This is a genomic window from Azospirillum cavernae, assembly GCF_003590795.1.
GTDB classification, from domain to species: Bacteria; Pseudomonadota; Alphaproteobacteria; order Azospirillales; family Azospirillaceae; genus Azospirillum; species Azospirillum cavernae.
Genome location: NZ_QYUL01000001.1, coordinates 322,905 through 343,972, shown reverse-complemented (window position 1 = coordinate 343,972; position 21,068 = coordinate 322,905). Strand labels below are relative to the sequence as shown.

The following is a 21,068-nucleotide window of genomic DNA, read 5'->3' as shown; positions in this document are numbered from 1 at the left end:
GACCGCCACAAGCGAAGACACCCCCGCGATGACCACCCAGAACGACAACCCCGTCGAGGCCTTCAAGCGGTCCACCGCCGCCACGGTGCGCGCCATGTCGCATCGGATGGAGGTGCAGGTCGCCTTTTCCTCCGACCCGCCCGGCATGGCGGGGCAGCGGGTGCGGGTGCCGCTTCCGGCGCGCGATCTCAATCCGGCGGACATCGCCAAGCTGCGCGGGGCCGCCGACGCCGTGTCGTTGCGGCTGCGCCATCATGACCCGATCATCCACGCCCACCGCCTGCCGCTGGGCGATTCCGCCCGCCAGGCCTTCGACGCGTTGGAGCAGGCCCGCTGCGAGGCGCTGGGCGCCCAGCATATGGCGGGCGTCGCCCGCAATCTGGAAGCGGCGCTGGACGACAAATACACCCGCCAGGGCTTCGACCGCTTCGAGGATCGCGGACAGGTTCCCTTGGCCGAGGCCCTGCGGATGATCGCGCGCGAGGCGATGACCGGCGCGCCGCCGCCGCCCGCAGCCGCCCACGCCGTTGATCTGTGGCGCCCGTGGATCGAGGAAAAGCTCGGCAAGGATCTGCATGGTCTGGCCGAACACGCCGCCGATCAGGATTCCTACGCCCGCGCCGTCCGCCGCCTGCTGACCGATCTGGACATGGAGGTCGGCCAGGAGGCCGAAGAGGAGCAGGAAGAGGACGAGTCCAAATCCTCCTCCGAAGATTCCGAATCGCCCGAGCATGGCCAGACCCGCAGCCAGGATGATTCCGACAGCGACTCGGACGCCATGGCATCGTCGGAGATGCAGGACTCCTCCGAGATGGGCGACAGCGCCGAGGAGGGGGCCGGCGAGGAAGGCGACATGGAGATGGGCGAGGGCGAGGGGGCCGAACAGCCCGCCGGTCCCGGACAGCCCTGGCGCAACGACCAAAGCCGCCGCAACGAACCCGATCCCAACGCCTACAAGCCCTACACCGCCCAGTTCGACGAAATCGTCGAGGCCGCCGATCTGTGCGACCCGGCGGAGCTGGAACGGCTGCGCGCCCTGTTGGACCAGCAGTTGCAGCATCTCCAGGGCGTGATTTCCAAGCTGGCCAACCGCCTGCAACGCCGTCTGATGGCCAAGCAACAGCGGTCCTGGAGCTTCGATCTGGAGGAGGGCATCCTCGACGCCGCCCGTCTGGCCCGCGTCGTCGCCAACCCGGTTCTGCCGCTGTCCTTCAAAAAGGAAAAGGAAACCGATTTCCGCGACACCGTGGTGTCGCTGTTGATCGACAATTCCGGCTCGATGCGCGGGCGCCCGATCTCCATCGCCGCGATGAGCGCCGACATCCTCGCCCGCACGCTGGAACGCTGCGCGGTGAAGGTGGAGGTTCTGGGCTTCACCACCCGCGCCTGGAAGGGCGGTCAATCGCGCGAGGCCTGGGTGGCGGCGGGCAAGCCGGCCACGCCAGGGCGTTTGAACGACCTGCGCCACATCGTCTACAAGGCCGCCGACATGCCATGGCGGCGCGCCCGCAAGAATCTCGGCCTGATGCTGCGCGAAGGCATCCTGAAGGAGAACATCGACGGCGAAGCCCTGCAATGGGCCTACAACCGCCTGATGGGCCGCCCGGAACAGCGCCGCATCCTGATGGTGATTTCCGACGGCGCGCCGGTCGATGATTCGACGCTGTCGGTCAACGCGGGCAATTATCTGGAGCGTCACTTGCGCCAAGTGATCGAACAGATCGAAACCCGCTCCCCGGTGGAGCTGGTCGCGATCGGCATCGGCCATGACGTGACCCGCTATTACCGCCGCGCCGTCACCATCGTGGACGCCGAACAGTTGGGCGGCACCATGATGAACAAGCTGGCCGAACTGTTCGACGAGGACGACCGACGCGGCGGCGCCCGGCGGCGCTGGCGCTGAGCGGACGCGCTTCGAAGAGGCCCGAACGGTTCAGGCCCGAACGGTTCAGGGATTGGCCGTTTCAATCAGCCAGGATTCCAGCGCGGGCAGCCAATCCCGCGCCTGGAACAGCCCAGCGCGGGCGGCCAGCATCCGCGCGCGCAGCCCGTCCCGCCACCCGACGTCAACGGCCAACCGCGCGGCGAGTTCCACCAGCGCCGCCTTGTCCGCCGCGATCAAATCCGGCAGCCCCAGCGCGTTGAGAATCCCCGCCGTGTGGCGGCCCCGCATGAAGGCGGTGGGAGTCGTCACCGGCACAAGCCCGCAGGCCACCGCCTCCAGCGTCGTGCGCCCGCCGGACCAGCCAACGCTGTCGAGAAAGACGTCGCACGCCGCGTTCAGCGCCAGATAGCCGCGATGATCCTGCATCGGCGCCCAGCGGACATGATCGTCGGCCCGCAGGCCGCGCGCGGCGAACGCGTGATCCAGCCGCCGCCGCACCACATCGACCACCCCCGGCGCTGAGCTTTCCAGAAACAGGAAGCGCGCCGTCGGAACCCGTTCGGCGATGTCCGCCCACACATGATCGTGCTGCGGCAACAGCTTGAACAGGGATTGGGCGCAGAAGAACAGCGCGTCGTCCGCCGCCACGCCCAACGCCCGGCGGTCAGCGGGCGGCGGCGGGGCCAGCGATGGGGAAAAGCCGACGCCCAACCCCGGCAGGCGCAACAGCCGCTCGCGGTAATGGGCGTCGCCATCCTCCGGCTCCATCGCCGCCGAGGACAGGAACCAATCAATGTGGCGCAACCCGGTGGTGACGGGATGCCCCCAGGCGGCGGCCTGGATCGGAGCCAACCGCAGCGAGCCGTAACATTGCCCCGCCGGTTCCATGCCAATGTCCAGATGGATCAGGCTGCGCAGCGATTCGCGCCGCAGATCCCGCGCGCCGCGCTCCGGGTCGGCGGGCAGGACGCGGAAATGCTCGACCTCGGCGGCCAACCGCGCCGTCTCGTCATCCTGCGCGCCGTCGGCGAAAACGAACACCTCGAAGCGCTCGCGGTCCAGATCGGTCATCCAGCGACGGAACAGATGCAGCACCGTGTGATCGCGCAGAAAGGCCGAACGGAAGCCAACCCGCAGCCGTCCCCCGCCCCGCGCCGGACGCCCAGCCCGCGACGGTCGGGACGTGGGAGCCGTCTCCGGGAAACGGGCGGCGACCACCCGATGGACCAGATCGCCCCACAAAACCGCCAGGGCGCGGTCGTCCTGCCCCTGATAGGCCAGATAGAAATTCGTGCTGTCCATCACCGCGTCGAAGGCCGCCCGAACGGCGTCCGGCGTCGTCGGGGTGAAAGCGGCGAGGCCGTCCAGCGCCTCGGCGACCCGCGCGCGCCACGCCGCGACCTCCGCCTCGGTTCCATAGGCCACCGGCAACAAGCGGGCCTGAAGCAAACGCGCCCGCGCCAATCCCGGATCCAGACGCAGCGCCTCCGCCAAGGCCGCCACCGCCTCGCCGGTCCGGTTGACCAGCCGCAAGGCGCGGCCCAGCGCGCAATGATGCTCCGCGTTGACGGGTTCCAGGGCGACGGCGCGCCGCAGCGCCCCAACCGCCCGCGCGTCCCGCTTTTGCGCCCCGGCCACCACGCCAAGCGCCAGATGCAGCGCCGCGTCGGCGGGGTGGACCGCCAGCCCAACCTCGCACACCCCCGCCGCCGCCGCCCAATCGCGCAGGGCCATCAAGGAGCGCGCCGCTTCGACGAAGGCCTCGCGGTTGCCGGGATCGCCCCGCATCACCCGCGCGTAGGCCTCGACCGCCGCCGGAAATTCCCCAAGCTCATGCAACGCCCGGCCCAGCGTATAGCCAATGTCGAAACGGCCCGGCTGCTCCCGCCACAAACGGCGCAACGGCCCCGCCGCGTTGGCGAAACGCCCCTGCTGACAATCCAGCATCGCCAACAGATAGCGGGCGTCGACGCAGGCCGGGGCCGCTTTCAAACGCTGCTGGTACAAAACGCGCGCGCGGGCGAGATCCCCGGCGCGATGCCGGGCGACGGCCTCTTCCAAAATCGCCTGATGACGCGTCACGCCATGCCATCCCCTGTGGTTGGAGCGTCCGCCGACCCTGGTCATGGCCGACGCGGAGCCTCCTTCATACGCGATGAAACCGGGCCTCATGCGCGAAAAAACGGAGCGCCTCGGTCTCTCATTCATAGGAGATTGACCGGAAAAAACTTGAGCGCATTCGGCGGCGCCAAATCGCCAAGCCTTCTTATCGGCCACCTTTTCGGATTTTGGGCCGGATCAGCGGCCCTCCGCCGCCTCGCGTCGGAAGGTTCGGTCGGCTTTGGCGGCGAAGGCGGCAAGCGACGCCTCGCCCGCGCCATCCCGCGCCGCCGCCGACATGCCGCCAAGCGCGATCACCACAAAATCAACCAGATCGTCGGCGCGCGCCGGGTGTTCGGTGGCGATGAAGTCGCGCATCGCCACCCGGCTCGCCGCCCGTGCCGCCGCCGTCAGCCCGCGCGCCTCGTCGTCGGCGCTGTTGCGCGCGCCGTCCAGGACCAGACAGCCCGCCACCCCGTCGCGCGCCGGGTAGAGCCGCGCGGCCAGACGGAACATCCGCCCGATCACCGCGTCCACCCCGCCCCCCTCGGCCAGCGCCCGCCCGAAGATGTTGGCGTCGCTGGTGAAATAGCGCTCCAACGCCTGTTTGAACAAACCCGCCTTGCTGCCGAACGCCGCGTACAGGCTGGGCGGCTTGATGCCCAACGCCGCGCCGAGTTCCGCCACCCCCACCGCGTCATAGCCGCGCGCGTGAAACAAGCGCATCGCCGTCTCCACCGCCTGATCCAGATCGAAGGACCGCGCCCGCCCTCGGGGTGCGCTTATTTTTGTAGTGATCACTAAAATAATCCTTGCCAGGAAGCCGCCTCCGAATTTATATAGCGACCACTACATTAACTCAAGGAGGTCGCGATGACTGAGTTTTCCGGAAAGAACATCCTGGTTTTGGGCGGCAGCCGTGGCATCGGCGCGGCCATCGTCCGCCGCTTCGCGGCGGCGGGCGGACAGGTCGCCTTCACCTACGCCGGGTCGGCCGACGCCGCCCAGGCTCTGGCCACGGACGCCAACGCGCGGGCCATTCAAACCGACAGCGCCGACCGCGACGCGCTGATCGCGACCGTCGCCGCGCAAGGGGCGCTGGATGTGCTGGTCATCAACGCTGGCGCTCTGGTGATGGGGGATCCGTTGACTTTGGAACCCGACGCCATCGACCGCATGATCGCCGTGAACGTCAACGCGCCCTACCACGCCGCTGTGGAGGCGGCGCGCCGCATGTCGGACAATGGCCGAATCATCGTCATCGGTTCGGTCAATGGCGACCGGATGCCCTTCGCGGGCGCCGCCGCCTACGCCCTGACCAAATCGGCCATGCAAGGAATGGTTCGGGGGCTGGCGCGCGATTTCGGCCATCGCGGCATCACGGTGAACAGCGTTCAGCCCGGCCCGACCGACACCGAGATGAATCCCGCCGATGGCCCGAACGCCGCCGTCATGCACGGCTTCATGGCGATCAAGCGCCACGCCCACGCCAGCGAGGTCGCCGAATTGACCGCCTTCATCGCCGGACCGCATGGCGCCATGATCACCGGATCGCTGCAAACCATCGACGGAGCGTTCGGCGCCTGATCCGGCGCGCTCTCCCAAAACAGTTCGGCAAAAACGCGCAAGCGCGTCGTTTGCCGTGCCCGCTCAGGTCACGAAAACGCCGCGCTAATCGCTTGAACATTATGAACCGGCTTTTTTGGCCTGCCGGTCTGCCGTTGCACCGCCTGACGGTCATCAAGCCGTTTCAGGCGGTGTTTTATGGCGGAGGAGGGGAGATTCGAACTCCCGATACCCTCACAGGTATGCCGCATTTCGAGTGCGGTGCAATCGACCACTCTGCCACCCCTCCGCGTCCCCGTTTCCGGGGTGGCGGGAACCTAATCAAACCGCAGGAAACGCGCAAGCCCTTTTTTGCGGAAAAATGCAATCATGCCCAACAGCAACCTGTTGACTCTCACAGCGGGCTGCGTATAGATCCCCGCTCCCATGAACGGGCTTGCGCATCGAACGGTGGGCGAGCGGCCCGCCGTTTGTTTTGATATAGGCAGTGACGACGATGTTTGCAGTGATCCGCACCGGCGGCAAGCAGTACAAGGTCGCCAATGGCGACGTGATCCGCGTTGAGAAACTCGAAGCCGAAGCTGGCGCTTCCATCACGCTCGAAGACGTGCTGATGGTCGGCGACGCCGGCAACACGACGATTGGCACCCCCACCGTGGCTGGCGCCGCTGTGGTGGCCGAGGTGGTCGCTCAGGACCGTGGTCCGAAGATCATCGTCTTCAAGAAGAAGCGCCGCCAAAATTATCGCCGTAAGAACGGCCACCGCCAGGACCTGACCGTCCTGCGCATCACCGGGATCAACGGCGCGGCCTGATTGGTCCAGCGTCGTTTTTAGGACAGGAGTCAACACACCATGGCGCATAAAAAGGCAGGCGGCTCGTCCCGCAACGGTCGCGATTCCGCTGGTCGCCGTCTCGGCGTGAAGCGTTTTGGCGGCGAGAACGTCATCTCCGGCAACATCATCGTCCGCCAGCGCGGCACGAAGTTCCATCCGGGCGTGAATGTCGGCCTGGGCCGCGATCACACCATCTTCGCGATGGCCGATGGTCAGGTGTTCTTCAAGCACAGCTCGAACGGCCGCACCTATGTGAACGTCGTTCAGGCGGCGAACGACTCGGTTCCGGCCGTAGCGGCTGAGTAACCAGAGCCTCTGAACGGGGTCGTCGCGCGGCCCGTCTAGCAGGCCCGTACGGTTGTGGGATAAAATCGGGAGACCGGGCGACCGGACTCCCGATTTTTTGTTTTTGGTTTTCCGTTTCTTTCGTTTTCGCCAACCGGGCGTCCCGATGGGCAAAGGTGCACGATGAAGTTTCTCGATCAGGCCAAGGTTTACTTGAAAAGCGGTGACGGCGGCCCCGGCGCCGTGGCCTTCCGCCGCGAGAAATACATCGAGTTCGGCGGCCCCGACGGCGGCGACGGCGGGCGCGGCGGCGACATCGTGATCGAGGCCGCCGACGGCCTGAACACGCTGATCGACTACCGCTACAAACAGCATTTCAAGGCCCAGCGCGGCCATCACGGCATGGGCGGCAACCGCAACGGCGCCCGTGGCGAGGACATCGTGATGCGCGTGCCGGTCGGCACCCAGATCCTGGACGAAAACCAGGAAACCGTGCTGTGCGATCTGACCGAAGCCGGGCAGCGCCGCGTGTTCCTGCGCGGCGGCGACGGCGGCCACGGCAACGCCCATTTCAAGACCCCGACCAATCGCGCCCCGCGCAAGTTCCATCCCGGCTGGCCGGGGCAGGAGCAATGGGTGTGGCTGCGCCTGAAGCTGATCGCCGACGCCGGTCTGCTGGGCTTGCCCAACGCCGGGAAATCCACCTTCCTCGCCGCGACCACGGCGGCCAAGCCGAAGATCGCCGATTACCCCTTCACCACGCTGGCCCCCAATCTGGGCGTCGTGCGGGCGGGCGACGAGGAATTCGTCATCGCCGACATCCCCGGCTTGATCGAAGGCGCGCATGAGGGCCACGGGCTGGGCGACCGCTTCCTGGGCCATGTCGAGCGTTCGCGCATTCTGCTGCATTTGATCGACGGCACGGCGGACGACGTCGTCGCCTCCTACCGGACGATTCGCAACGAGCTGGAAGCCTATGGCGGCAATCTGGCCGACAAGCTGGAGGTCATCGGGCTGAACAAGGCCGACGCCCTGCTCGACGAAGAGATCGACGAGAAAAAGGCGGCGCTGGAAGCCGAATCGGGGGCCGAGGTGATGGTCCTGTCCGGCGCCACCGGCCAGGGCGTGCAACAGGTGCTGTACCGCCTGCTGACCGTCATCAAGGAATCGAAAGAGGACGAGCCGGAGGTCATCCACGCCCCCGCCACCCGGTCGATGCCGCGCCCGCCGGTCGGCCAAAAGCTGCCGGACGAAGGCATGCAGTGGGACGACGAGGCTGGCGTGTGGGTCGGCGGCGACGACGAGGAGCCTCTGGAGGAGGATGATCTCGACGACGACCTGATCGACGACGACGCCGATCCGCAAGAGGGCGACCTTGAAGAGGGCGACCTCGACGGGGAAGAGGACGGCGAGGACGCCGACGATGAGGACGCCGACGACGAGGATGGCGAGTCCGACGAGGACAGCGACGGCGAAGACGCCGAAGACGCCGAAGACGCCGAAGACGAGGAAAAGCACGGAACCAAGCCCGATGTCGTCTGACTCCCCCACCCTTCTTGAGTCCCGCCGACTGGTCGTCAAGATCGGTTCGGCCCTGCTGGTCGATGGCGACACCCGCCAGATTCGCCGCGACTGGCTGGACGCGCTGGCCGACGACGTCGCCGCCTGCCGCAAGCGGGGCCAGGAGGTGGTGATCGTCACCTCCGGCGCCGTGGCCTGCGGGCGCGAGCATCTCGGGCTGGTTGGCCGGACCTTGAAGCTGGAGGAAAAACAGGCGGCGGCGGCCACCGGGCAAATCCGGCTGGCCCACGCCTATCAGGAAACGCTGGCCCGCCACGACGTCACCGTCGCGCAAGTGCTGGTGACTCTGGAAGACACCGAGGAGCGGCGGCGGCATCTGAACGCGCGCAGCACCATCGACACGCTGCTGAAACTGGGCGCGGTCCCGGTCATCAACGAAAACGACACCGTCGCCACCGCTGAAATCCGCTTTGGCGACAACGACCGGCTCGCCGCCCGCGTGGCGCAGATGATAAGCGCCGACACGCTGATCCTGCTGTCCGACATCGACGGCCTTTACACCGCCGACCCGCGCAAGGATCCCAACGCCACCCACATCCCGACGGTGCGCGAGTTGACACCCGCCATCGAAGGCATGGCGGGCGAGCCGCCGCCCGGCTACAGCAGCGGCGGCATGGTGACGAAGATCGCGGCGGCGCGGGTGGCTTTGTCCGCCGGATGCCGCATGGTCATCGCCAAGGGCAAGCGGATGAACCCGCTGGCCGCGCTGGAAAAACGCCCAGAGGATGGCGGCGCGCTGTGCACCTGGTTCCTGCCGCAGGCCGAACCATCGAGCGCGCGCAAGGCCTGGATCGCCGGACACATGAACACGGCGGGCGTGCTGACGGTGGACGACGGCGCGTTGCGCGCCTTGGCCAACGGCGCCAGCCTGCTGCCCGCCGGCGTCACCGCCGTGTTTGGCGATTTTGAACGCGGCGACGTCGTGGTGGTCCGCGCCCAGGACGGGCGCGAGGTGGCGCGCGGTCTGGTCTCCTACGCCGCCGAAAACGCCCGCCGCATCGCCGGGCGCAAAAGCCACGAGATTGAAGAGCTGCTGGGCTACCGCGACCGCGACGAGATCATCCACCGCGACGATCTGGTGGTGCGGTGAGACGCTATCACGCGCCCGTGCGGGCCATTCTGTGGGACATCGACGGCACGCTGATGGACAGCGAACCCTGGCACAAGCGCGCCATCGTCGATGTCTGCCGGGGCTATGGCCATGAGCTGAGCGAGGAGCTGTGCGCGTCGCTGGTCGGCGTGTCCTTCCGCGACCTCTGCACCCAGCTCAACGCCGCCCGCCCGATGCCGGTCACGGTGGACCAGTGCATCGACGAGATCAACGCGCTCTATTTGACCCGCGTCGCCAACGTTCAGCCGCGTCCGGGGGCCTTCGCGCTGGTCGAATCCTTCGCCGCGCGCGGCCTGCATCAGGCCTGCGTGTCGAACAGCGGGCGCGAGGTGGTGGACGCCCACATGGTGGCGATGGGTCTGCCGCATTTCCGGTTCAGCATCAGCCGGAACGACGTCGCCAACGGCAAGCCGCACCCGGAACCCTATCTGACCGCCGCCGCCAAGCTGGGCCTGCCGCCCGAAGCCTGCGCGGTGATCGAAGACAGCCCGACCGGCGCGCGCAGCGCCGCCGCCGCCGGGATGCTGACCATCGCGTGGCCGCAGGATCCCGGCATCGCCTTTGACGCGGTGGACCATCTGGTCGAGGATCCCGCCGCGCTGGATTGGGACGCGCTGTGCCGCGTCCGCGCCTGACGGTTCAGCCCTTCACCAGAAAGAAATAGGCCGTCATCGTCACGCCGACGCCGATGACGAATTTGCGCAGGATCGGCGGCGGGATGCGGCGGGCGATGGCGGCCCCGGCGTAGCCGCCCGCCACCGCCGCCACCAGCATGATGAGCGCCTCCGTCCAATAAACCGCGCCGCCGAAGATGAAGGCGACGACGGCCACCGCGTTCAGGCAGCCCGACACCAGGGTTTTCAGCCCGTTCATCGCGTGCAGATCGGTCAGGCCGAAGACGCCGAGCGTCGCCAAAATCAAAATGCCGATGCCGCCGCCGAAATAGCCGCCATAGACCGCGATGAAGAACTGCGTCACCAGAACCGAGCCGTAGCCGACCGTCACCGTCCGGCGGATCCAGGCCGACACCTTCGGACCGAAGGCGAACAGCACGGTGGCGAACAGCAAAAGCCAGGGAACAATCGCCTCAAAAGTCCGTTCCGGCGTCCACAGCAGCGCCAGCGCGCCGATCAACCCGCCAACCAGGCTGACCCCCAGGAAGGACGGCAGATGGATTTCTTTGATCTTGCCCAGTTCCCGGCGATAGCCGTAGGCGCTGGCCAGCGCGCCGGGCGCGACCGCCACGGTGCTGGTGGCGTTGGCGTTGAGCGGCGGCACCCCGGCCAGAATCAGCGCCGGAAAGGTCAGAAAGCTGCCGCCACCGGCGACGGCGTTCAACGCCCCGGCGAAAAAGGCGGAGACGATCAACAGCAGCGTGAGCATCGGCAATCCTACCCCATGGCGGTCACAGCGCGGGGACTATGCCCTGCCCTCAACGATTGGGAACACTGCGTTTTCAGCAAGGCCGCCGTGCTCGCCGTCCGAACGGCTTTCACCGGCCCGCGCAATTCGTTAAGGTCATCGTCCCTTTTCTGGAAAGAGAGAGCCATGTCCGCCCTGCTCGACACCCTGCGCGATCAGATGCTTGCCCTTGGCAGCAAAGCGCGCGCCGCCTCGGCTGCGCTGGCGACCGCGCCAGGGCCGGACAAGGATCGGGCCTTGCGGGCGGCGGCGGCGGCCATCCGCGCCAACAAGGCGGCGATCCAGGCCGCCAACGACGCCGACCTCGCCAACGCGGGCGATTTGTCCGGCCCCCTGCGCGAACGGCTGACCCTGGACGACGAGCGCATCGAGGCGATGGCCAAGGGTCTGGAGGACATCGCCGATTTCCCCGACCCCATCGGCGGCGTGCTGGCCGACTGGACGCGGCCCAACGGGCTGAACATCCAGCGCGTCCGCGTGCCGCTGGGCGTCATCGGCATCATCTATGAAAGCCGCCCCAACGTGACCGCAGACGCGGGCGGGCTGTGCCTGAAATCGGGCAACGCCGCGATCCTGCGCGGCGGTTCGGAAAGCGTCCAATCCTCGCGCGCCATCGCCGCCTGTCTGGCCGAGGGGCTGCGCGCGGCGGGTCTGCCCGAAGAGGTGATCCAACTGGTCCCCACCACGGACCGCGCGGCGGTCGGCCTCATGCTGGGGATGCGCGATTTCATCGACGTCATCATCCCGCGCGGCGGCAAATCGCTGATCCAGCGCATCGCCGACGAAAGCCGGGTGCCGGTCATCAAGCATCTGGACGGCAATTGCCACGTCTATGTCGACGCCGGAGCCGATCTGGAGAAGGCGCGCAAGGTGGTGTTGAACGCCAAGATGCGCCGCACCTCGATTTGCGGCGCGGCGGAAACCCTGCTGGTCGATCGGGCCATCGCCGACGCAGCGTTGCCGCTGCTGGTCAAGGATCTGCTCGACGCCGGATGCGCCGTGCGCGGCGACGCGGCGACTCAAGCCGTAGACCCGCGCGTGACGGCGGCGGACGCGGCGGATTGGGACACCGAATATCTCGACGCCATCATCGCCTGCGGCGTGGTCGATGGGGTGGACGGGGCCATCGACCATGTCAACCGCCACGGCTCCCACCACACCGACTCCATCGTCACGGAGGACGCGGCGACGGCGGAACGCTTCCTGCTGCGGGTGGACAGCGCCATCGTGCTGTGGAACGCCTCCACCCAATTCGCCGACGGCGGGCAGTTCGGCATGGGCGCGGAAATCGGCATCTCCACCGACAAATTCCACGCGCGCGGCCCGGTCGGGGCGGAACAGTTGACCAGCTACAAGTACGTCGTGCGCGGCGATGGCCAGACGCGACCGTAAGATGAACCCCGACAAAGCCCTCTCCCCCCCACGGGGAGAGGGATTCGGAGCGGCGACCACCAGGGGAGAGCCGGGCCTGTTTTCCGGCCCGCGCTACGCCCGTCTCACCGTCGGCATCCTGGGCGGCTCCTTCAACCCGGCGCATGACGGGCACCGGCGCATCAGCCTGTACGCGCTCAAGACGCTTGGGCTGGATCGGGTGTGGTGGCTGGTCAGCCCGCAAAATCCGCTGAAGGACCGCGCGGGCATGGCCCCGCTCGCCCAACGCTTGGCCGAGGCCCGCCGCGTCGCCGCTCATCCGCGCGTCGAGGTGACGGCGATTGAAACGGCGCTCGGCACCCAATTCACCGCCGACACGCTGGCGGCGTTGACCCGGCGTTTCCCAAAAACACGCTTCGTTTGGCTGATGGGCGCGGACAATTTGCGGCAAATCCCCCGTTGGCGGGCCTGGACGCGAATCTTCGCGCTGGCGCCGGTTGCGGTTTTCGCCCGTCCGACCTATTGTTTGAATGCGCTGAGCGGCCAAGCCGCCCAGCGTTACATGCGTCGACGGGTGTCCGTCTCTGGGGTGAAAGGGCTGGCGCGCCACAAGCGGCCGGCCTGGGCGTTCTTGCGCAACCCCTTGGACACGACCTCGGCGACGGCGATCCGGCAAGCACGCGCCACCCGGATCGCGCATCCGTCGTGACACGTTGCAAGAGGTTAGAGCCATCACCACGCACACCGAAACGGCCGCGTCCGCCCCGCAGCCGACCGCCGTTCTCCAGATCCCGGAACCCCAGGCTCTGAAGGCGCTCATCGAACACACCCTGGACGAGGATCAGGCCGACGGCGTCACCGTCATTGATCTGGCCGGGAAAGCCACCTTCGCCGATTACATGATCGTCGCGTCGGGCCGCAACACGCGGCATGTCGGCGCCATGGCCGTGAAGCTGACCGAAAAGCTGAAGCAGGCCGGATTCCGCCGCGTCGAAACCGAAGGCATGGAACAGTGCGATTGGGTGCTGGTTGATGCTGGCGACATCATCATCCATCTGTTCAAGCCGGAGGTCCGCACCTTCTACAACATCGAAAAGATGTGGGGCGCGGAAATGCCGGCGCCGTCCGATCCGGCGCGCCTGAGCGCCTGACAAGCGAACGGACCGACGACCAGAAAGGCGGGGGGGCTGCGTCATGCGTGTGTGGCTCGCCGCCGTTGGGCGGTCGCGGGGGGGACCAACCCGCGACCTGTTCGACGAGTATGTCGGACGGCTGAGTTGGCCGTTCACCCTGCGCGAGGTCGAGGTGAAAAAACGCCTGTCCTCCGACGAATTGAAGCGGCAAGAGGCTGAGTTGCTGCTCGCCGCGATTCCCGCCGGGGCGGTGGTCGTCGCGCTGGACGAGCGCGGCAAGGCCCTGCCCAGCGAAGCCTTCGCCGCCAAGCTTGGCGACTGGCGCGACCGGGGAACCGGCGACCTCGCCTTTTTGATCGGCGGCGCCGACGGACACGGCGACGCCGTGCGGGCGCGGGCCGATTTCCTGATGGCCTTTGGCCCGATGACGTGGCCGCACATGCTGGTGCGCGGCATGCTGGCCGAACAGATTTACCGCGCCCAGCAAATTCTGGCCGGGCACCCCTATCACCGCGTTTGACCACCCCAACCCCATCCCGACACCGTCCGCAAGAGGCACCCGCGATGACCGATCCGCAGCGTCCCGCCAACTCCCCGAAGCCCGTCGTTCTCTGCATTTTGGACGGTTGGGGCTATCGCGAGGAAACGGCCGACAACGCCATCGCGCTGGGCGACACGCCGAATTGGGATCGGTTGTGGGCGAACGAACCCACCGCCCTGCTCGACGCCAGCGAGGAGGAGGTCGGGCTGCCCAAGGGCCAGATGGGCAATTCGGAGGTCGGCCACATGAATTTGGGCGCGGGCCGCGTCGTCATGCAGGATCTGGTCATGATCGACCACGCCATCCTGAACGGCGATCTGGAACGCAATCAGGCGCTGTATGATCTGGTCAAGACGCTGACCAAGACCGGCGGAACCTGCCATCTGATGGGTCTGCTGTCGCCGGGCGGCGTGCATTCGCATCAGGAGCATATGGCCGCGCTCGCCGCGATTTTGGCGCGCGAGGGCGTGCCGGTCGCCATCCACGCCTTCACCGACGGGCGTGACGTGCCGCCGCAAAGCGCCAAGGACCAGGTCGCCGAATTCATGGCCGACGTGTTCGAGTTGCCGGGCGTCGAGATCGTCACGGTGATCGGGCGCTATTACGCGATGGACCGCGACAAGCGGTGGGACCGCGTCGCCAAGGCCTACGCCGCCATGACCCATGGCGAGGGCGAACGCGCCGCCGACCCGATCCAGGCCATCGAACAGAGCTACGCCACCGGCAAGCATGACGAGTTCATCCTGCCGACCATCATCGGCGATTACAGCGGGATGAAGGACGGCGACGCCATTCTGATGGCGAATTTCCGCGCCGACCGCGCGCGGGAAATCCTCGGCGCCTATGTCGAGCCGGGCTTTGACGGCTTCGACCGGGGCGCCCTGCCCGCCTTGGCGGCGACCGTCGGCATGGTCGAATACTCCAGCGCGCTCGGCACATTGATGACCACGCTGTTCCCGCCGAAATCCCTGACCAAAGTGTTGGGCGAGGTGGTCAGCGACGCCGGGTTGACGCAACTGCGCATCGCCGAGACCGAGAAATACCCGCACGTCACCTTCTTCTTCAACGGCGGCGAGGAACGCGTCTACCCCGGCGAGGACCGCATTCTGGTCCAGTCGCCCAAGGTCGCCACCTATGATCTTCAGCCGGAAATGTCGGCGGCGGAGGTGACGGACAAGCTGGTGGCGGCGGTCGATTCGGACGCCTACGACCTGATCGTCGTCAATTACGCGAATCCCGACATGGTCGGCCATTCCGGCATGCTCGACGCCGCGATCAAGGCGGTGCACGCGGTGGACACCAGCATCGGCCGGTTGGAGGCCGCCGTCCGCCGCCAGGGCGGGACCATGCTCATCACCGCCGACCACGGCAATTGCGAGCTGATGAAGGACCCCGACAACGGCGGCCCCCACACCGCCCACACGCTGGACAAGGTGCCGTTGGTTCTGGTCAACGGCCCGGCGGGGGCGAAGATCGACAGCGGGCGTCTGGCCGACATCGCGCCGACCCTGCTCGACCTGATCGGCCTGCCCAAGCCCGACGAGATGACGGGCCGCAACCTGCTGATCCGCAACGCCGCCCGCGCGGCTGCGGAATAACCAATGGCCGTCGGCCCCTCTCGGCGTTTCCCTCTCCCGTTCCGGGAGAGGGAAGGGGCCCGCGACGCGGGAAGGGTGAGGGGTTGCGCAAAAATCCTGATCGTTTCATCTGAGGGTGTGTCTCCCAAGGGGCTTTTTCCTTGGATCACCCCTCACCCGACCGCCTTGCGGCGGCCACCCTCTCCCGGAGCGGGAGAGGGATTGTTGGCCGGGTTGGTGATGGCCCTGGGCCTTCTTTCGACCCCTGCCTTCGCGCAAACCGCCCTGGCGCAGACCGACGCCGCCGGGCAGGCGTTGAAGCGGGTGGAGCAGGAACTCCAAACCGAAAAGAACCGGCAAAAGCAGCTCGAACGCCAGTCGCAGACGCTCGACAAGGAGCTGAACGACCTGCGCGGCCAGTTGATCGGCTTGGCCGACCAAACCCGCGTCCAGGAACGCGCCCTCGACGAGTTGGAAGGCACGCTCGCCGCCCTGGAAACCGAGGAGCGCAGCCGCGCCGCCACGCTGGACAGCGAGCGCGGCCAGATCGCCGGGTTGCTTGGCGCGCTGCAACGGCTGGCCCGCGTGCCGCCGGAAGCGGCGTTGGCCCGCCCGGAAGGGCCGGTGGACACGCTGCGCTCCGCCCTGCTGCTGCGCGACACCGTGCCGGTGCTGCGCGCGCGGGCCGACGCGCTGACCGCCGCCCTGACCGCGCTGGCCGAAACCCGCGATTCGCTGGTCGCTCAACGCGCCAAGGCGCTCGCCACCCGCAAGGGGCTGAGCGACAAACAGGCCGAGATGAGCCGCCTCGTCAGCCGCCGCGAAGAATTGTCGCGCCAAACCGACGCCGAACGGCTCCAGCTTTCCCAGCATATGGGCCAGCTTTCCGGCCAAGCCAGCGACCTGCGGCAACTGATGGACCGGATCGAGGCCGAACGCCGCGCCGCCGCCGAGGCCGCCGCCAAGCGCGAGGCCGAACAGAAAGAGGCCGAACGCAAGGCGGCGGAAAAGCGGCTGGCCGAACAGCGCGAGGCCGAACGCCGCCTCGCCGCGCAAAAGGAAGCCGAACGCAAGGACGCCGAACGCAAGCTGGCCGAGTTGCGCGCCGCCGAACAAAAGGCCGCCGCCCTGAAAGCCGCCGAAGAGCAGCGCGCGAAGGAGGACGCGGCCAAGGAAGCCGCCCGCGCCGCCGCCGAACTGGCGCTGGCCCGCAAGGCCCCGAACGGCCCGCCGTCGGTCGGCGGGATGCCGACTCCGGTCGGCGGGCGGTTGGCCACACGCTTTGGCGAGACCGACCGATTCGGCGCGACCAGCCGGGGCGTCACCATTCAAACACGCGCCGGCGCCGCGGTGGTCGCCCCGCAAGGCGGATCAATCATGTTCGCCGGACCCTTTAAAGGTTATGGCCTCATCTTGATCGTGGAACACAGCAACGGATATCATAGTCTGATTGCGGGTTTGGGCCGGATCGACACGGCGGTCGGCAAGAAGGTGGCGGCGGGGGAACCCATCGCCACCATGCCGATGGACGGGACGCCGGACCTCTATTTCGAGCTGCGACGCAATGGTCAGCCGATCAATCCGCAGCGCGGGTTCGGCGCCCCAGAGGGAAAAGGACAAGGGTAGATGAGGATGATGAAGCGAGCCGTCGCGGCGGCTGCCCTGGTGTTTCTGGGGGCTGGAGTCGCCACCGTTACCGCCCAGTCCAGCAATTCGTCGGAAACCTACCGGCAATTGAACCTGTTCGGCGACGTGTTCGAGCGCGTGCGCGCCGAATATGTCGAGAAGGTCACGGACGAGCAACTGGTCGAGGCGGCGATCAACGGGATGCTGACCTCGCTCGACCCGCACTCCAGCTATCTGAACAAGAAAAGCTTCCAGGACATGCAGGTGCAGACCCGGGGCGAGTTCGGCGGGTTGGGGATCGAGGTGACGATGGAAAACGGCTTGGTCAAGGTCGTCTCCCCCATCGACGACACCCCGGCCTTCCGCGCAGGCTTGCAGCCGGGCGACCTGATCGTCCAGCTCAACGGCGAAGCGGTGATGGGCCTGACCCTCAACGAGGCGGTCGAAAAGATGCGCGGCCCGGTGGGCAGCGATCTGAAGATCACCGTCCGGCGCGGCGACGTGGGCGAGCCGTTCGAGGTCTCGCTGACGCGCGCCGTGGTCAAGGTGCAGTCGGTCCGCTCCCGCGTGGAGGGCGAAATCGGCTATCTGCGCATCACCAGCTTCAACGAACAGACCCAGGTCGGGCTGGAAAAGGCCATCGCCGGGATCCAGCAGCAGTTGGGCGACAAGCTGAAGGGCTTCGTCCTTGACCTGCGCAACAACCCCGGCGGTCTGCTCGATCAGGCGGTCTCGGTGTCCGACACCTTCCTTGACAAGGGCGAAATCGTCTCCACCCGTGGCCGCAAGTCGGAAGAGGGCACCCGCTTCAACGCCAAGCCCGGCGACCTCATCAAAGGGTTGCCGCTGGCCGTTCTCATCAATGGCGGCTCGGCCTCGGCGTCGGAAATCGTCGCGGGCGCGTTGCAGGACCACAAGCGCGCCATCATCATGGGCACCCAGTCCTTCGGCAAGGGATCGGTGCAAACCATCATCCCGCTGCCCGGCCACGGGGCCATGCGCTTGACCACGGCGCGCTACTACACGCCGTCGGGCCGCTCCATCCAACAGCTTGGCGTCACCCCGGACATCGAGGTGCATGTCGCCAAGGTGGAGGATCTCGACACCGCCGCCGGTCGCCGCCGCGAGGCCGACCTGAAAGGCTCGCTGCGCAACACCGACCCGGCCAACCAGAACCGTCCGGGCGTCAAGCCGCCCGCGCCGGGCGCGGCCAACAACGCCGCTCCGGCGACGACGCCCGCCGCCGCTCCGGCAGCGGCTCCGGCGACGACTCCGGCGGCTCCCGCCGATCCCGACGCGCCGGTTCCGACGACGGCGGGCGCTCCGGCCCCGTTCGACTTCCAGCTCGCCCGCGCGCTGGATCTGTTGCGCGGCGTGGCGCTGTTCCAGTCGCGCGCCGCCGCGCGCTGATCGGATCGGGAGAGCCTTAGGGTGAAAGCGCCTGCGATTCTGGGCCGCCTGAAGTTCGACATCCGGGGCCTTCGCCCCGGATTCGGCTGGCTGGCGCGCCTGCGCCGGAAGATGAACCCGCACGCCGATTTCGGCGATGAGGACTCTCATCGCAAACCGCCACCCAAGCTGCTGTTGGGGGCCATCGGCGCGGTGATCCTGCTGTTTGGCGGGATCGCCGGTTGGTTGGCCCTGAACGGCGCGGAAACCACCCAGGCGTGGGAAGCGGCGACGCCGAAGATCAACGTCACGGTGGCGATGCCCCCGGCCCCGGCGGCGCCGCCCAAACCGCCCGTGGCGGCGACTCCGGCCGCCGCGCCTCCAGCGCCGCCGCCGCCGCCGACCGCCGCCGCGCCTCTGGCCCTGCCGGAAGCCGCCGCCGCAAGCGTCACCTTGACCCCCGCCCCGGTTCCCGGACTGGTGGAGGACAGCCGCAACGGCCCGCTGCCCAAAATCGCCGAAGATGGGCGCAAGCCCTGGCAGGTCTACGCCCGCCCCTTCCCCGCCGCCGACAAGCGCCCGCGCATCGCCATCATCATGGCCGACATGGGAATCAGCGGCGTCACCACCGGAAACGCGCTGGCCAAGCTGCCGGTCGGCGTGACGCTGGCCTTCGTTCCCTACGCCGAACGGCTGGACAATTGGGTGGAGCGCGCCCGCACCAAGGGGCATGAGGTGATGCTGGCGGTGCCGATGGAGCCGCTGAACTACCCGCGCGACGATCCCGGCCCGAACGCCCTGCTGACCATGCTTGGCCCCGACCGCAATCTGGAACGGTTGGAATGGTCGCTGGGCAAGGTGGTCGGCTATGTCGGCATCACCAGCACGACGGGCAGCAAATTCACCGGCAATCAAGCCGCCGTGCAGCCGATGATCGACGCGCTGAAGGCGCGCGGTCTGCTGTTCGTCGACGCCCGCGCCAACCCCAAAAGCGTGGCCGGGCCGCTGGCGACGCTGGCCGGAGTTCCCCGCGCGCTGGCCGACCGCACCATCGACCGCGACCTGTCGCGCGGCGCCATCGACGACCAACTCCACGAGTTGGAAACACTGGCCAAGGCCAACGGCGCCGCCGTCGGCATGGCCTCGCCCTACCCGACCACCATCGAACGCATCGCCTTGTGGATGACGGCGCTGTCGGATCGGGGCTTTGTCCTGGCCCCCGCCTCGGCGGTCGTCAACATTCAGAAGCAATAAGGCGAGTCCACCGATGTCCAAGCACGGCAAACCCCACGCCCCCATCGACCGCGAGTCGCTGCCTTACCGCCCCTGCGTCGGCGTCATGCTGCTGAACGACCGGGGCGAGGTGTTCGTCGCCCGCCGCACCGGGTCGGACGCCGATTGGCAAATGCCCCAGGGCGGCGTCGACGAGGGCGAGGACGCCCGCGCCGCCGCCTTCCGCGAGATGGAGGAGGAGATCGGCACCGCCAAGGCCGAATTCCTCGCCATGTCCGCCGCCCCCCACCGCTACGACCTGCCCGACGAGCTGCTGGGCCGGGTGTGGAAGGGCCGCTGGCGCGGGCAGGAACAGATGTGGATGGCCGCCCGTTTCACCGGGACCGAGGCCGACATCCGGCTCGACACCGAACACCCCGAATTCGACGCCTGGAAATGGATCGACGCGGAAGCCCTGCCCGGCCTGATCGTCGCTTTCAAACGCCACGTCTATGAGGCCGTCCTAGCCGAGTTCCGCCCGCTCATCGCTCGATTGAAGGCGTAGCGGGCCGCTCGCTCTTGGGTGTTTTGGCGCCCGCGAGGGCATGGATTGCGGTCATCCCTAGGTTCTAAGACTCTTCCCGCCGTGGCATTGGTTCGAGCTTAACGAATCCTTGAGGCCATATCTGGCACCGTTCAGCGTTGGCGCCGCACAGGAAGGGAATGGGCATGACACTGATAAAGTGGAATGAAGAGGCCGGGCGGGTTCGCTTGGCCTTGCCCAGCGATCTTGATCTGCCGATGGCGCAACCTCTGCTGGACAGCCTGCGCGCCGCCTTTGCGGTGTCCGCCGATGTGACGGTTCACGCCGACGCGGTGGAACGGGTCAGCGCGGCCTGCGTTCAGGCTCTGGTGGTCGCCGCCCGCGATTCCGCCGCGCGGGGCGCCCTCTTCGCCGTCGCCGCGCCGTCGGAAAGCTTCGCGGACGCGTGCGACGACCTTGGCCTCCAAGGATGGCTGAAACAATGGAGCCAAGCGTGAAAAAGAAAATCCTCACCGTCGATGATTCCCGCACCATGCGCGACATGGTGTCCTTCACCCTGCGCGCCGCTGGCTATGACGTGGTGGAAGCCCCCGATGGGCAGGCCGCCATGACCGCGATCGCCGCCGCCAAGGTCGATCTGGTCATCACCGATCTGAACATGCCGGTGATGGATGGACTGACCCTGATCCGCAAGCTGCGCGCCATCCCGACCCACCGCAGCCTGCCGATCCTGATGTTGACCACCGAAGCCGACGAAAAGAAAAAGGCCGAGGGCCGCTCCGCCGGCGCCACCGGCTGGATTGTGAAGCCCTTCAACCCTGACAAACTGGTTTCCGTCGTGCAAAAGGTGTGCGGCTGATCCCCGTTCTGGCAGGTCTCGGACGCCAAGC

The 21,068-nt window shown here is 67.5% G+C and carries 21 protein-coding genes and 1 tRNA gene; 18 read left to right on the top strand and 4 right to left on the bottom strand.

The genetic code is table 11. The features are described from left to right. Positions 1-28: 28 nt before the first annotated feature. Complete coding sequence (cobT, locus tag D3877_RS01635) at positions 29-1,903, top strand: cobaltochelatase subunit CobT (protein WP_119829049.1); 1,875 nt, start codon at positions 29-31, stop codon at positions 1,901-1,903. A 45-nt stretch (positions 1,904-1,948) separates the two neighbouring features. On the opposite strand, the gene D3877_RS01630 is transcribed toward cobT, so the two are convergent. Together D3877_RS01630 and D3877_RS01625 are read right to left on the bottom strand one after the other, a co-directional pair. Beyond that, positions 1,949-3,967 carry an O-linked N-acetylglucosamine transferase, SPINDLY family protein gene (locus D3877_RS01630; RefSeq protein WP_119829048.1) on the bottom strand — a complete coding sequence of 673 codons (2,019 nt, stop codon included), beginning with the start codon at positions 3,965-3,967 and terminating at the stop codon, positions 1,949-1,951. A 216-nt stretch (positions 3,968-4,183) separates the two neighbouring features. Then, entirely contained in the window at positions 4,184-4,711 is a 528-nt protein-coding gene (locus tag D3877_RS01625; RefSeq protein WP_119829047.1) for a TetR/AcrR family transcriptional regulator, read from the bottom strand. Between the two features lie 147 nt (positions 4,712-4,858). Between D3877_RS01625 and bdcA the strand changes: the two genes are divergently transcribed. Further along, the gene (bdcA, locus tag D3877_RS01620) at positions 4,859-5,572 is read left to right on the top strand and encodes an SDR family oxidoreductase (RefSeq protein ID WP_119829046.1); all 714 of its coding nucleotides are present in this window, start codon (positions 4,859-4,861) and stop codon (positions 5,570-5,572) included. Positions 5,573-5,750: 178 nt separating this feature from the next. On the opposite strand, the gene D3877_RS01615 is transcribed toward bdcA, so the two are convergent. Next, positions 5,751-5,840 (bottom strand) — tRNA-Ser (locus tag D3877_RS01615). Positions 5,841-6,047: 207 nt separating this feature from the next. Between D3877_RS01615 and rplU the strand changes: the two genes are divergently transcribed. From rplU to D3877_RS01590, 5 genes are all read left to right on the top strand, one after another. Further along, positions 6,048-6,365 (top strand): 50S ribosomal protein L21, encoded by a 318-nt coding sequence (gene rplU / locus D3877_RS01610; protein WP_119829045.1) that lies wholly within the window; start codon positions 6,048-6,050, stop codon positions 6,363-6,365. A gap of 39 nt (positions 6,366-6,404) precedes the next feature. Next, the gene (rpmA, locus tag D3877_RS01605) at positions 6,405-6,692 is read left to right on the top strand and encodes a 50S ribosomal protein L27 (protein ID WP_119829044.1); all 288 of its coding nucleotides are present in this window, start codon (positions 6,405-6,407) and stop codon (positions 6,690-6,692) included. 162 nt (positions 6,693-6,854) lie between these two features. Continuing rightward, entirely contained in the window at positions 6,855-8,213 is a 1,359-nt protein-coding gene (gene obgE, locus D3877_RS01600) for a GTPase ObgE (RefSeq protein WP_119829043.1), read from the top strand. Then, positions 8,203-9,342, top strand: a complete 1,140-nt coding sequence (gene proB / locus D3877_RS01595) for a glutamate 5-kinase (RefSeq protein ID WP_119829042.1) — start codon at positions 8,203-8,205, stop codon at positions 9,340-9,342. The genes obgE and proB overlap by 11 nt, the downstream gene beginning before the upstream one ends. Then, positions 9,339-9,998: an HAD family hydrolase gene (locus D3877_RS01590; RefSeq protein WP_238474677.1), complete on the top strand. Its 660-nt coding sequence runs from the start codon at positions 9,339-9,341 to the stop codon at positions 9,996-9,998. The genes proB and D3877_RS01590 overlap by 4 nt, the downstream gene beginning before the upstream one ends. Positions 9,999-10,002: 4 nt before the next feature. Here the strand turns inward: D3877_RS01590 and D3877_RS01585 are convergent, their stop codons facing one another. Beyond that, entirely contained in the window at positions 10,003-10,746 is a 744-nt protein-coding gene (locus D3877_RS01585; protein WP_119829041.1) for a sulfite exporter TauE/SafE family protein, read from the bottom strand. Positions 10,747-10,911: 165 nt separating this feature from the next. On the opposite strand from D3877_RS01585, the gene D3877_RS01580 reads away from it, so the two are divergent. The 11 genes from D3877_RS01580 (at position 10,912) to D3877_RS01530 (ending at position 21,037) form a co-directional block, all read left to right on the top strand. After that, positions 10,912-12,177, top strand: a complete 1,266-nt coding sequence (locus tag D3877_RS01580) for a glutamate-5-semialdehyde dehydrogenase (RefSeq protein WP_119829040.1) — start codon at positions 10,912-10,914, stop codon at positions 12,175-12,177. 1 nt (position 12,178) lies between these two features. After that, positions 12,179-12,865 (top strand): nicotinate-nucleotide adenylyltransferase, encoded by a 687-nt coding sequence (locus tag D3877_RS01575; protein WP_119829039.1) that lies wholly within the window; start codon positions 12,179-12,181, stop codon positions 12,863-12,865. 4 nt (positions 12,866-12,869) lie between these two features. After that, positions 12,870-13,307 (top strand): ribosome silencing factor, encoded by a 438-nt coding sequence (gene rsfS / locus D3877_RS01570; RefSeq protein WP_119829038.1) that lies wholly within the window; start codon positions 12,870-12,872, stop codon positions 13,305-13,307. Positions 13,308-13,350: 43 nt separating this feature from the next. Then, positions 13,351-13,809: a 23S rRNA (pseudouridine(1915)-N(3))-methyltransferase RlmH gene (gene rlmH, locus D3877_RS01565; RefSeq protein WP_119829037.1), complete on the top strand. Its 459-nt coding sequence runs from the start codon at positions 13,351-13,353 to the stop codon at positions 13,807-13,809. 44 nt (positions 13,810-13,853) lie between these two features. Beyond that, positions 13,854-15,428 carry a 2,3-bisphosphoglycerate-independent phosphoglycerate mutase gene (gpmI, locus tag D3877_RS01560; RefSeq protein ID WP_119829036.1) on the top strand — a complete coding sequence of 525 codons (1,575 nt, stop codon included), beginning with the start codon at positions 13,854-13,856 and terminating at the stop codon, positions 15,426-15,428. Positions 15,429-15,632: 204 nt separating this feature from the next. Further along, positions 15,633-17,033, top strand: a complete 1,401-nt coding sequence (locus D3877_RS01555; RefSeq protein WP_238474676.1) for a murein hydrolase activator EnvC family protein — start codon at positions 15,633-15,635, stop codon at positions 17,031-17,033. Beyond that, on the top strand, positions 17,034-18,443 hold the full coding sequence (locus tag D3877_RS01550; RefSeq protein ID WP_119829034.1) for a S41 family peptidase: 1,410 nt from the start codon (positions 17,034-17,036) through the stop codon (positions 18,441-18,443). 21 nt (positions 18,444-18,464) lie between these two features. Continuing rightward, positions 18,465-19,676, top strand: coding sequence for a divergent polysaccharide deacetylase family protein (locus tag D3877_RS01545; RefSeq protein ID WP_119829033.1), 1,212 nt, complete (start codon positions 18,465-18,467; stop codon positions 19,674-19,676). Between the two features lie 13 nt (positions 19,677-19,689). After that, on the top strand, positions 19,690-20,199 hold the full coding sequence (locus D3877_RS01540; RefSeq protein ID WP_119829032.1) for an RNA pyrophosphohydrolase: 510 nt from the start codon (positions 19,690-19,692) through the stop codon (positions 20,197-20,199). A 164-nt stretch (positions 20,200-20,363) separates the two neighbouring features. Next, a complete protein-coding gene (locus D3877_RS01535) occupies positions 20,364-20,675 on the top strand; it encodes an STAS domain-containing protein (RefSeq protein WP_119830712.1) in 312 nt (103 codons plus the stop codon). Then, the gene (locus D3877_RS01530; protein ID WP_119829031.1) at positions 20,660-21,037 is read left to right on the top strand and encodes a response regulator; all 378 of its coding nucleotides are present in this window, start codon (positions 20,660-20,662) and stop codon (positions 21,035-21,037) included. Before D3877_RS01535 ends, D3877_RS01530 begins: the two co-directional genes overlap by 16 nt. Positions 21,038-21,068: the final 31 nt, after the last annotated feature.